The organism is Bacteroidales bacterium (assembly GCA_023228145.1).
Lineage (GTDB): Bacteria > Bacteroidota > Bacteroidia > Bacteroidales > CAIWKO01 > CAIWKO01.
On record JALOBU010000004.1, the window covers coordinates 81,846 to 94,082 of the forward strand.

Consider the following 12,237-nt stretch of genomic DNA (forward strand, 5'->3'; position numbering starts at 1 on the left):
AAACTACTATTATGGATATTTGGACTATAGTCATTATCGGGGTGATACTTGCACTTGGGTTTGATTTTCTGAATGGGATGAACGATGCAGCCAACTCCATTGCAACAATCGTTTCCACCAAGGTGCTCTCGCCCTTCGTCGCTGTACTTTGGGCAGCCTTTTTCAATTTTGCGGCTTTCTTTATTTTCAAAACCCATGTAGCAACAACTATAGGTAAAAACATTGTATCTCCCGAAGTTATTACACCGTTGTTTATTCTTGCAGCGCTTATAGGAGCTATAATCTGGGTATTTATATGTACACGTTTCGGACTACCTATAAGTGTTTCGCACTCACTTATAGGAGGACTAATTGGACCAGGACTGGTTGTTGGCGGAACAGGTGTTCTTGTAGCATCAGGAATTTTTAAAGTAGCACTTTTCATTGTTTTGTCACCCTTGATTGGAATGCTTCTCAGTTATATAATTATGGTAATAACTTTGTGGGCATGCAGAAAGGTAACGCCAAAAAAAGTGGATAGGGTTTTCAGGGTAATGCAGTTATTTTCGTCGGCAGTATTTAGCCTTGGACATGGCAGCAACGATGCACAAAAAACTATGGGAGTAATTACCTTACTTTTATTCAGTGCAGGATTTTTTGGCGACACGTATCCTGAAAGCATTCCAACATGGGTGATGTTATCTTGTTACAGCGTTATAGCTCTTGGCACTATTACCGGTGGATGGAAGGTGATTAAAACTCTGGGCGTAGGGCTTACAGACCTCAGGCCTGTTCATGGTTTTGCAGCTGAAACAGCCGGGGCCATAAGTGTAATCGGGTCTTCTTTATTTGGGATACCCGTTAGCACCACACATACAATAACGGGGTCAATAATGGGTGTGGGAATGACAAGGCGCCTTTCAGCAGTGAGATGGAGTGTCGGGAAAAATATTGTTATCGCATGGGTGTTAACTATTCCGGCCACCATGCTTGTTGCTATGGGTACTTATTATTTTTTAATGCTGATATTCCCGAATGGGTTGACTCATTAAACCCGGCTATCTTTCAATTAAAATTTTATGCCTGCTATCAGCAAAATAGCAACTACAGATAATAATATACCAATAAAATTAACGGCTGAAAATTTTTCTTTAAAGAAAAAGTATCCAATAAGTGCTGCTACAATAACTATACTTGCATTAAATACAGGCACAAAAACAGAAACATCAAAAAAACTCAGGCCCACAAGAAAAAAGTATGTAGAAAACCAGTTTAGTAAACCAAGAGCAATGCCCGCAGACATACTTCGTATATTGAGTTTGTTTTTCTTTCCAAATAATTGTATTAATAATATCGTCAGACAAATTAGCAACGAAACCCCAAAAGCGACCGTCAGAAAATCTGTAAAATCATCTGTAATATACAATTCCTGTGAAATATTAAAAACACTATCGTTCAGCCCGTTGCCGAGAAAAAGTAAAAAAGGCAAGATTGCATATTTTAACCTGACTTTCTGAGAAGAAGTTTTTTTCAACGTAAGGTAAAAAGCAAGCAAGGCCAGCAAAATACCTGAGATTCTCATCCACCCTGCCGTTTCGTTAAAAAAAACAAAACCTGTCAGTACGGGTATCACTACAGACATTTTCCCCGAAACACTGGTAATAGCCACACCTACTTTCTCAACCGACACAGCATAAACAAAAAAAGTAGCGACAAGTAAAATTCCTGATAATAAAGACAAACTGATCCAGGGTTTTGAAATAACAACAGAAGCTGTCAGCAAATCGGAAGCAGAGAAATAGCCGAAAATAAATGCCACCAGATAATTCACCGTCAATGCTTGAACCATATTTATCCGGAAACGTTCAAAAAATTTGAACATTACAAAAATGGCAGATGAAGTGATTATGGATAATAACAAATAAACCATAACAGAAATTTAATTCTGCAAAAGTATATCAATGATTGATTTTCATGAGAAATAATATGATTTTAAAATTATTCAACAATTTTGTTTCAGCACATGACGGGTTTTTCATAATTTTGTATCATTATTCAGGCTGAACATAATTTTAATATGACAAATAATGATATAATTGACGAGCTGACTCAGGGGGAATACAAGTATGGCTTTTATACGGATGTTGAAATGGATACAGCTCCGAAAGGACTCAATGAAGACATCATACGTTTCATTTCAAAAAAGAAAAATGAGCCTGAATTTATGCTTGAATTCCGGTTGAAAGCATTCCGAAAATGGCTCACGATGAAAGAGCCCACCTGGGCACACCTGACTTATCCTCCGATAGATTATCAGGACATTATTTATTATGCTGCTCCAAAATCTACCAAAAAGGCAGGCAGCCTTGATGAAGTTGACCCCGAACTGCTGAAGACTTTTGAAAAACTCGGAATTCCGCTTAACGAACAAAAAATTCTGGCCGGAGTAGCTGTTGATGCAGTCATTGACAGTGTCTCCGTTAAAACTACTTATCAGAAAGTGCTGGAAGAAAAGGGAATTATTTTTTGTTCAATAACAGAAGCCATACAAAATCATCCCGAGCTGGTTAAAAAATATCTTGGCTCTGTTGTTCCTTATGGGGATAATTATTTTGCCGCACTCAACTCCGCCGTTTTCACTGACGGCTCATTTTGTTATATTCCCCGTGGAATCCGCTGCCCTATTGAACTTTCAACGTATTTCCGAATAAATGCTGCTAATACCGGCCAGTTTGAACGCACACTGCTTATTGCCGATGAAGGGGCTTATGTGAGTTATATGGAAGGCTGCACTGCTCCTCAGCGCGACGAAAACCAACTTCATGCTGCTGTAGTTGAAATTATTGCCATGGAAGATGCCGAAGTAAAATATTCAACAGTGCAAAACTGGTACCCCGGCGATAAAAACGGACTGGGAGGTATTTATAATTTTGTCACCAAGCGAGGCCTTTGCAAAGGCAACAACTCAAAAATATCGTGGACACAGGTTGAGACAGGCTCTTCCATCACATGGAAATACCCAAGCTGCATCCTGCGTGGCGATAACTCTGTCGGCGAGTTTTATTCCGTGGCAGTAACAAACAATTATCAGCAGGCCGACACCGGAAGCAAAATGATACATATTGGGAAAAACACCCGCAGCACCATCATCTCGAAAGGTATTTCAGCTGGAAAAAGTAACAACAGCTACCGCGGGCTGGTAAGAGTGAACAAGGGTGCAGTTCATGCACGTAATTTTTCGCAGTGCGACTCGCTTTTAATGGGCAATAAATGCGGAGCACATACCTACCCTTACATAAAAGTGGATAATAAATCCGCAATCGTTGAACACGAAGCAACAACATCAAAAATTTCGGATGACCAGCTTTTTTATTGTAAACAACGCGGTATAGACCAGGAAAGTGCTATCAACTTAATAGTAAATGGTTACGCCAAAGAAGTTCTTAACAAGCTTCCCATGGAGTTTGCCGTTGAAGCTCAGAAATTACTATCCATCAGCATGGAAGGCAGCATAGGCTAAAAAGCTCTATGCCAATAAAACAGGGCTTTATAAGCTTCTGAATGAAAGCCCAAACAGCTTGTTTACCATCAAATAAAATGAAAACAATGATGATAATAGTATCTGCATATTTGCTTCCAGAGCTTATTACTGGATTCAGTTGTGAGCCACATTTGATACAGAAAAGAGCGGATTATCCGTTTTCAGTTTGACATTTATTGCAAATCATATTGTGTGATTTTTTATAACGCTACATCAAATATCAAGCGAAGTCAATAATTAATGCAACTTTTTTCTTTGAAAAGGCGATTTGCCAAGCAAAAGCCCGGCAAGAGTTATAAATATGCCCACAATTTTCAGTACAGTAAACTTTTCCTGAAAAATTATGTATGACAATAAAGCTGTAAATATTGGTATTAAATATGTAAACAAAGTTGCTTTGGTTACACCCACTTTTTTGGTGCCTACCATAAACAGAAAATAAGCCATGGAAGAAGCAAAAACAGCCAATGCCAAAAGGTTAAGCAGAAGATCGGTATTGTAAGGTATGGTAGTTAAATCTTCATAATCTATAAGTAATACTAAGGGTAAAAAATAAAAAATCCCGACAATATTCTGATATGTTATCAGTGAGTAAGGATTATATTTTTCAAGCAGTCGTTGCAGCAAAACACTATAGCCCATCACACTGCAAACAGCAATACACATATACATCAGGCCGAGAGGAGAAGCAGCAAGTGTAAGGTCCTGATTGAGCACTACCATCAGCACACCTAAAAATGATATCAGGATACCCAGGAAATTATTAGACATCAGGGGTTCTTTCGCTAAAAAATACATTGAAAAGGGCACAAAAAGAGGGATGGTAGAAATCATGATAGCCGCAACTGTAGGAGAAACGAGCTGTATGCCATAACTCTCCCCCAGAAAATACATGAAGGGCTGAAAAAAAGAAAGGAATAAAATGACAGGTATGTCTTTTCTGTGAGGCTTCTGTAATTTTTTCATTACCAGAGTTATCACAATTAAAAAAATAGAAGATATTATCAGGCGGAGAAAAACGGTAGTCAGCGGATTAAGATATACGTATACTTTTTTTATCCAGATATACGAAAAGCTCCAGAATACCATAGATAAAACTAGTGCCAAATAAATCAGGGCGGTATTTTTTTTCATATATAGCAGCAAAAGTAGCTAAAGTAAAATAATGAGGGAACAAAATGTTTTACACGAAATCAATTTATGTATTTTTACAAAAAAATTCCCATGCCGGAAAGCAGAGATAAAAAACTTCCGCCCTTATTTATTATTCAAGCTACCTTTGCTTTCAGAAACTTCCTAAAACGCATTGTTCGGAATATGCTCCCTGCCGGTTTTGTGTTGCTTGAAGAGATTTCAGCCGTATGGAAAGTAAAGTGTATTGCTTTGGCAGCACAACTGGATATTGCAGGCTGTCTGCAAAAAGGGCCTTTGACATCAGTTGAACTTGCTTCCATGACCAACACCAACGCTGAAACTTTATACCGTATGCTCAGGGCGCTTGCAGGAGACGGAATATTTAAAGAACTTCCCGGGAAAAGATTTAAAAACACAGGCCTGTCAAAAGCCATGCTTGATAAAAAAAACACCGTCAGATATTTCGTAATGCATCATCTGGGGGAGACCAACTGGCAGGTAGTCGGAGACCTGATGCACTGCATAAAAACCGGCGAAAATGCCATAACTTATAAATACAACACCGACCCTTTCAGCTTCCTAAGAAGCAAGCCTGAAGAAAGCAACAACTTTAACAAAGCCATGACCGAAACTGCAGAGCTTTCTGGCAACATACTTGTCAACTCTTATCCTTTCGGGAAATACAAAAATATTGTAGATATCGGAGGCGGACAAGGGCACCTGCTGTCGCAAATACTGCTAAAACATGTAATGGCAAAAGGAACACTTTTCGACAGGCCCGAAGTGGTTCACAATCTTTCTCCTGACTCACCAATAAAAAAAGTTCAGGAAAGGATTGCCATTACAGGCGGCGACTTCTTTAACGATAAACTTCCCGAAGGTGATTTATTTATTATGAAAAACATTATCCATGATTGGGATGATGACAGGTCAATTACATTATTAAAACATACTGCTTCTTTTATGCAGACCGGCAACCGTTTGCTTCTGATTGAAACCATTATAAAGCCCGACAACAAGCCTTCGTTCGGTAAATACCTTGACATACAGATGATGATAATCACCAGAGGTGGCCGGGAAAGAACACTGCATGAATACAAAACACTGATAGAGAAATCAGGTTTGAATTTTGTCCGTGTTATACATAATGCCACCCCTTTCAGCATTATTGAAATCGAAAATAGACCTTAATTAAATAATAATTTTTAATTTTGCCACAAAATAACTGATATGGACTTTAAGGAAATTCTCTCCGTTTCGGGCAAACCCGGCTTATATAAAATCATAGCTCACACAAAAAACGGACTCATCGTAGAGTCGCTTACTGACAAAAAAAGAATTCCGGTTTATACTACCGACAGAATAAGCAACCTCGAAGATATAAGCATTTTCACCACCGACAAAGAAAAGCCTCTTGTTGAAATTTTAAAGCTTATTTATGAAAAAGAAAATGGTGAAAAATCTTTAGACCACAAATCAGAAGATAAGAAACTTAAAGAATATTTTGAACAGATCTTACCCGATTATGATAAGGACAGGGTTTATGCTTCGGATATCCGTAAAGTCTTTAACTGGTATAATCAGCTTATCGGAAACAAGATGCTTGACTTTACTGAAAAACAAGATGAAGCTAAACCTGAAGAAAAAGCAGAAGATATAAAACCTGAAACTGAAGGAGCTGAAGAAGGCAAAAAGCAGGATAAAGCTAAAAAAGAAACTCCTGCTACAGAAGAATAATGCAGCACGGTTTTTTTATCCGCACAACATGAAAAAATATATCAACGACCTGACCGTATGCGCTAACAAAAAACTCAACCCTCAGTATTTCATTTTAAGCCTTACCTCAAAATATCCTTTACCGGAAATGCTTCCCGGGCAGTTTGTTGAAGTTAAAATAAATAACAATCACGATGTTTTTCTACGTCGGCCTATTTCGATACATCAGGTGGATTACGAAAAAAATATTTTGTATTTGCTTATTAAAGTTGTTGGAAAAGGCACACAAACTTTATCAAAATTAAAAGCCGGTGATACTTTAAACATTATATATCCTCTGGGCAATACATTTACTTATGAGGGCGTAAAAAAAGCACTTCTTGCCGGAGGCGGTTGCGGTATTGCCCCCATGCTTTATCTGGCAGCTTTTCTGCACAAAAACAATATCGAAACTGACATTCTTTTAGGTGGGAGAACATCTGAAGATATATTAGAAGAAGAAGAATTTGAAAAATACGGTAAAGTTTTCGTTGCTACTGATGACGGCAGTCTGGGAGAAAAAGGATTTCTTACAAAACACAGCGTTTTTGAAAATTTATCATCCTATGACCGTCTTTATTGCTGTGGTCCCACCCCTATGATGAAAGTCATGGCCGGTATTGCAACAGAAAAAAACATAGATTGTGAAGTTTCCCTTGAAAACCTTATGGCTTGCGGCATAGGCGCCTGCCTTTGCTGTGTAACTGCTACCACAGAAGGCCATAAATGCGTATGCACCGAAGGTCCGGTGTTTAACACAAAACAACTTATATGGTAGAACTGGGTGTAAATATCGGTAATTTATTTTTTAAAAACCCGGTACTGACAGCTTCCGGGACTTTTGGCTACGGTAGCGAGTTTGAAGATTTTATGGACATCAGCCGACTGGGTGGTATTATTGTAAAAGGCACAACGTTTGAACCCCGTCAAGGCAATGCATATCCACGGATGGCTGAAACAGCTTCAGGAATGCTAAATGCTGTAGGACTTCAAAATAAAGGTGTAGATGCATTTATCAATGAGATTTATCCAAAAATAAAACATTACGATACCAACATTATCGTGAATGTTTCGGGTTCCAAGCTGGAAGATTACATTAGTGTTGCTGAAAAACTAAACGACTTTGACAAAATCCCCGCCATTGAATTGAACATCTCCTGCCCCAATGTTAAAGAAGGAGGTATGGCCTTCGGGACTTCGTGTTCTTCAGCAACAGAGGTAACTTTGGCTGTGCGCAAGGCATATAAAAAAACGCTCATCGTAAAGTTGTCGCCTAATGTTACCAACATCGCTGAGATAGCCCTTGCCGTGGAAGCTGCCGGTGCTGACGGCGTTTCTTTAATCAACACTTTATTGGGAATGGCCATAAATGCCGAAACACAAAGACCAAAACTTTCAACAGTAACAGGAGGTTTGTCAGGGCCGTGCATAAAGCCGGTGGCTTTGCGTATGGTTTGGCAGGTTTTTAAAGTTGTAAAAATCCCCGTCATCGGACTGGGAGGTATCATGAATGCTAACGATGCCATTGAGTTTATGCTTGCAGGTGCAACAGCGATACAAGTTGGTACAGCAAATTTTATTGAGCCTGACATAAGCGCTAAAATAGTGGAAGGTATTGACGAATATTGCAAGCGGCACAATGTCTCATCGGTAAAAAGCCTGACAGGCGGACTGAAATGTTAACAGCAATATTTTTTTCAAAAATGCTGTGAACCATGAAAATTCTCTTAATCAACCCACCACGCTCTCCCGAAAATAAAATTCTGGAGTACGCTCCTGAAGAAGCCAAGCACTTTGTCCATAAAAAACTTATTGGTCCTCCACTTGGACTGCTGACTGTTGCCGCAGCTTTAAAAGATTTTGATGTGATGCTGATTGACATGAAAGGCGAATACGATTTGATACCAGATACGCCACCATTAGCAGAACTCACACATAAATATATTGAAGAATTTCAGCCCGATATTGTCGGAGTAACATTTATTGCATCAGAGTTTCCTTATGGTATGGAGTTATTCCGTGAAGCAAAAAAATATAATTCAAAAATCCTTACTGTTGCCGGCGGGCTGCACACGGTGCTATCCCTAGAAGATTTTACCTGCTCCGAAGTTGACTTGGTGTGCCCGGGGCAATCGGCTGCTATGTTCAGGGAAGTAGTGATTGCACATTCACAGCATAAAAGTTTTGAATACATTGATGGACTTTATATCAATGAAAATAACATACTTAGGCTGACAAGGCCCATACACAAAACCTTCAACGCCTCTCGTGAAGATTTTATCATGCCCGACAGGAGTTTGCTGCAGCGATGGATTTCAACATATATAGTTGGAGGTAGACCGGTTCCGGCAACCTATTTATTCACATCATTGGGATGCCCTTATGAATGTTCTTTTTGTTCGATATGGCCACAATTTAATAAACATTTCTACCAACGTGAGCTGGAAAGCATTATTGATGAACTGAAACAGATACCCGAATACAAAATTGTGCGCTTCGCCGATGCCAATACCATAGTAGATGTAAATTTTATCAGCCGTTTATTCGACCGTATCTTAGAAGAAAAAATTGATAAAGAATATGTGATGGACATCCGCTTCGACACTGCCGTAAAACACCCATGGCTCATCGAGAAACTGGCCAAAGCCGGCCTGAAAGTTGTGATATGCGGCTTCGAATCTTTCAGGGATGAAGAGCTGAAAAAGTATAATAAATCATCGGAAGCAGCCCTCATCAAAGAAGCCATTTCCATATTCGATAAAAACGGTATTATGTTACGAGGAAATTATGTAGTACCAAACGACTATACAGGTAGCGACTTTCAGGCATTATCAGATTATGCATCCATGCACCCCGTGGTATATGCGGGTTATACCATACTCACACCCATGCCTGGAACCTTGTTGTATCAAGAAATGAAAAATGAAATTATTGACCATGACCTGCTGAAGTACAACTTTTTTAATTGTGTGCTGAAAACAAAATTGCCATTGGAAAAGTTTTATGAAAATGTAGGGAAACTATGGCTGATAAAGAAGGGCACTGACGTAATTTAGTTAGCAGTTATCATTTAGCAGTTATCAGTTAACAGTTAACAGTAGTTTGTTGCTTTTTTATTATTACTTCCTAACTTATGAAAATCATTAAAAATGTATTTTTGCATATATGGATACTATGAGAAGCCTGCGAAAATTCATATTTTTGTTTCTATTATTATGCATGGCAATAGCAGGTTTTTCTCAAACTCAAACTATTCGCGGCTGCATCACCGACAAGGTTACTAAATATCCGCTAATCGGTGCCAACATTGTCGTTTTGAACAGCAGCCCTCTTCTAGGCGCTGCCACAGACACCTCGGGTAACTTTAAATTAAGCGACGTCCCTGTTGGTTTCATCTCTCTGAAAATAAGTTATATGGGATATTCCGATATTATACTAACAAACCTGGAACTACTCCATCATAAAGAATTAGTGATAAATGCCGGTATGGAAGAAAAGGTTTTCACGGGAAAAGAAGTCGTGATAAGTGCCGGAAATAATGGCATTACTCCTCTCAATAAAATGGCAGCTGTAAGCATTCGCAGTTTTACCATCGAAGAAACCAGCCTATTTGCAGGTACACGTTGCGATGTATCTCGTATGGCATCCAATTATGCTGGCGTTAGAAGCGGTGATGACGCACGCAACGACATTGTCATCAGGGGAAACACTCCCACGGGTTTACTCTGGACGTTCGACGATGTTGAAATACCAAATCCTAACCATTTTGCTGCATTCGGCACTTCCGGAGGCCCTATCAGCATTCTCAGAAACAACCTGCTTCAAAATTCAGATTTTCTCACAGGCGCTTTCCCTGCAGAATACGGCAATGCTATTGCCGGGGTATTCGACTTAAAATCAGCAAATGGAAACACTGAAAAACACGACATTTCGATCCTTATGGGATTTGATGGTGCCAGCGTTGCAGCAGAAGGGCCTGTCAACCGGGCCAAAGGCAGTTCCTACATGACAAGCTATCGTATATCGTTTCTGGAATTGTTCAGTTTGCTCGGCGTAAAATTTGGCACAGGAATAGGTGTGCCCAAATACCAGGATATTTATTTTAAAGTCAACCTGCCCAAAACTAAAATCGGCAACCTGTCGGTTTTCGGCTATGGTGGCATCAGCAACATCGCTTTTAATGACAGTGAAAGAGACACCACGAAAAATATCAGGGACCTTTACGGAACGCGAGGATGGGATATTAACAATCATTCTGCTCAAGCTGTAATTGGCATATCCGATTATTTTCTGCTCAGCAAATCAAGTTACTTCAAATTTTCTCTGGCCACCACTTATCATAATTTTTATTTTTATAAAGACTCGGTAACACCCGTAAGCCTTGAAAAATTCAGATATGAATTTAATAACGACATGGAATGTAAATTGTTTGGGAACATCAGTTTTACTCACAAATTCAATGCAAGGCACCACCTGAAAACAGGAATTAAAGCATCCCTGATATACTACAATATTATAGACAGCTTGTATTATGCCCGGGAATATATGTTTATCAAACGAAATGATTTTTGTGGATATTCGGCCTTGTTGCAAGCTTATATAGATTGGCAGTACAGGGTCAGTGAATTTTTCACCATGACTCTCGGCGCCCATGGACTATATTATTTTTATAACCAATCCTGGGCGCTGGAACCTCGGCTGGGATTGAAATGGAATGTTGCGCCCTTACACAGCCTGAGCCTGGGTTTTGGTATGCACAGCCAACAGATACCGTCCACTATTTTTTTTATGCAGGAATTGCAGGATGATGGCTCTTACCAATTCTCGAACCATAATCTGGGGTTTTCAAAAAGTATTCATTTGGCTCTCGCATACGACTGGATTATTTCAGAAAACACCCGGCTTAAAGCGGAAGTGTATTATCAATATTTGTATGACATTCCGATTGATACAAGCAATGGCAGTTCTTATTCGCTACTCAACGAAGGGGCCAGCTTTGACGTTTTAGCTCCTGATAATCTCAACAATCTGGGTATCGGGCACAACTATGGTGTCGAAGTTACTGCAGAACGTTTTTTTTCCAAAGGCTTTTATTACCTTGGCACTGCAAGTTATGGCGTTTCTAAATATAGCGGCGCAGATAAGATTTTACGTAGCACAGCTTTCAACAGTGGGTACAACATTAATTTGCTCGGCGGAAAGGAGTTTAAGTTTAAAACAAAAAAAAACAAACCTGTCAAAAAAAGCAGGTCAATTATACTAAATATCAAAACGACTTTAAGCTCAGGAAGGCATTACACTCCTATAAATGAACGTCAGTCATACATTGAACAGAAAATAATTTATTATAATGACAGGGCGTACTCATCGCAACTGCCTGTTTACAGCCGCACAGATTTAAAAATTTCTTACCGCATGACTGCAAAAAAAATTTCGTTTGAAGTTGGGCTTGAAATTGCAAACCTTTTCAATCAGAAAAACATATTGAATATCTCCTTTGATAAAAATTCAGGAAAACTTTATAAAGTTTATCAGTTAGGAATTATGCTCATCCCGCAGTTCAAACTTACGTTTTAGATATCGTATAACCTTTTGCCATCGGTCTCACAAATATAAAAATTATTTGAATTGATATAAATTCTAAAAAATTCTCTGATGTTTTGTTTCCTGCACCACCCCATGTCAGCTGAACAGGCAGTTGTATTTACCATCCTTGCAATTTTTCTTTTCCTCCCTCATCCCCACAACAAAACAACCTAAAAACCATATAACATATTAACAAACTTACCTAAAAACCATCCAACCACACCCTAGCCCCAAACGAAAAA

10 protein-coding genes are annotated in these 12,237 nt (G+C 39.1%); 8 read left to right on the forward strand and 2 right to left on the reverse strand.

The window, feature by feature from the left end:
• Positions 1–11 precede the first annotated feature (11 nt).
• Positions 12–1,031, forward strand: a complete 1,020-nt coding sequence (locus M0R16_03055; GenBank protein ID MCK9611863.1) for an inorganic phosphate transporter — start codon at positions 12–14, stop codon at positions 1,029–1,031.
• 17 nt (positions 1,032–1,048) lie between these two features.
• On the opposite strand, the gene M0R16_03060 is transcribed toward M0R16_03055, so the two are convergent.
• Positions 1,049–1,828, reverse strand: coding sequence for a DMT family transporter (locus tag M0R16_03060; GenBank protein ID MCK9611864.1), 780 nt, complete (start codon positions 1,826–1,828; stop codon positions 1,049–1,051).
• A gap of 228 nt (positions 1,829–2,056) precedes the next feature.
• On the opposite strand from M0R16_03060, the gene sufB reads away from it, so the two are divergent.
• Positions 2,057–3,499, forward strand: coding sequence for a Fe-S cluster assembly protein SufB (sufB, locus tag M0R16_03065; protein MCK9611865.1), 1,443 nt, complete (start codon positions 2,057–2,059; stop codon positions 3,497–3,499).
• A 258-nt stretch (positions 3,500–3,757) separates the two neighbouring features.
• Here the strand turns inward: sufB and M0R16_03070 are convergent, their stop codons facing one another.
• Positions 3,758–4,654 carry a DMT family transporter gene (locus M0R16_03070; GenBank protein MCK9611866.1) on the reverse strand — a complete coding sequence of 299 codons (897 nt, stop codon included), beginning with the start codon at positions 4,652–4,654 and terminating at the stop codon, positions 3,758–3,760.
• 90 nt (positions 4,655–4,744) lie between these two features.
• On the opposite strand from M0R16_03070, the gene M0R16_03075 reads away from it, so the two are divergent.
• The 6 genes from M0R16_03075 (at position 4,745) to M0R16_03100 (ending at position 11,986) form a co-directional block, all read left to right on the forward strand.
• The gene (locus tag M0R16_03075) at positions 4,745–5,845 is read left to right on the forward strand and encodes a hypothetical protein (protein ID MCK9611867.1); all 1,101 of its coding nucleotides are present in this window, start codon (positions 4,745–4,747) and stop codon (positions 5,843–5,845) included.
• 39 nt (positions 5,846–5,884) lie between these two features.
• Positions 5,885–6,391 (forward strand): DUF5606 domain-containing protein, encoded by a 507-nt coding sequence (locus M0R16_03080; protein ID MCK9611868.1) that lies wholly within the window; start codon positions 5,885–5,887, stop codon positions 6,389–6,391.
• A 28-nt stretch (positions 6,392–6,419) separates the two neighbouring features.
• Positions 6,420–7,187: a dihydroorotate dehydrogenase electron transfer subunit gene (locus tag M0R16_03085; protein ID MCK9611869.1), complete on the forward strand. Its 768-nt coding sequence runs from the start codon at positions 6,420–6,422 to the stop codon at positions 7,185–7,187.
• Entirely contained in the window at positions 7,181–8,092 is a 912-nt protein-coding gene (locus M0R16_03090) for a dihydroorotate dehydrogenase (GenBank protein MCK9611870.1), read from the forward strand. The genes M0R16_03085 and M0R16_03090 overlap by 7 nt, the downstream gene beginning before the upstream one ends.
• 32 nt (positions 8,093–8,124) lie before the next feature.
• Complete coding sequence (locus M0R16_03095) at positions 8,125–9,465, forward strand: B12-binding domain-containing radical SAM protein (GenBank protein MCK9611871.1); 1,341 nt, start codon at positions 8,125–8,127, stop codon at positions 9,463–9,465.
• Between the two features lie 145 nt (positions 9,466–9,610).
• Positions 9,611–11,986 carry a carboxypeptidase-like regulatory domain-containing protein gene (locus M0R16_03100; protein ID MCK9611872.1) on the forward strand — a complete coding sequence of 792 codons (2,376 nt, stop codon included), beginning with the start codon at positions 9,611–9,613 and terminating at the stop codon, positions 11,984–11,986.
• Positions 11,987–12,237: the final 251 nt, after the last annotated feature.

What these genes read in the sequence shown, in the direction of transcription:
- M0R16_03055 (MCK9611863.1), top strand. Translation starts at nt 12, where the DNA reads ATGGATATTTGGACTATAGTCATTATCGGGGTGATACTTGCACTTGGG.
- M0R16_03060 (MCK9611864.1), bottom strand. Translation starts at nt 1,828, where the DNA reads ATGGTTCAAGCATTGACGGTGAATTATCTGGTGGCATTTATTTTCGGC.
- sufB (MCK9611865.1), top strand. Translation starts at nt 2,057, where the DNA reads ATGACAAATAATGATATAATTGACGAGCTGACTCAGGGGGAATACAAG.
- M0R16_03070 (MCK9611866.1), bottom strand. Translation starts at nt 4,654, where the DNA reads ATGAAAAAAAATACCGCCCTGATTTATTTGGCACTAGTTTTATCTATG.
- M0R16_03075 (MCK9611867.1), top strand. Translation starts at nt 4,745, where the DNA reads ATGCCGGAAAGCAGAGATAAAAAACTTCCGCCCTTATTTATTATTCAA.
- M0R16_03080 (MCK9611868.1), top strand. Translation starts at nt 5,885, where the DNA reads ATGGACTTTAAGGAAATTCTCTCCGTTTCGGGCAAACCCGGCTTATAT.
- M0R16_03085 (MCK9611869.1), top strand. Translation starts at nt 6,420, where the DNA reads ATGAAAAAATATATCAACGACCTGACCGTATGCGCTAACAAAAAACTC.
- M0R16_03090 (MCK9611870.1), top strand. Translation starts at nt 7,181, where the DNA reads ATGGTAGAACTGGGTGTAAATATCGGTAATTTATTTTTTAAAAACCCG.
- M0R16_03095 (MCK9611871.1), top strand. Translation starts at nt 8,125, where the DNA reads ATGAAAATTCTCTTAATCAACCCACCACGCTCTCCCGAAAATAAAATT.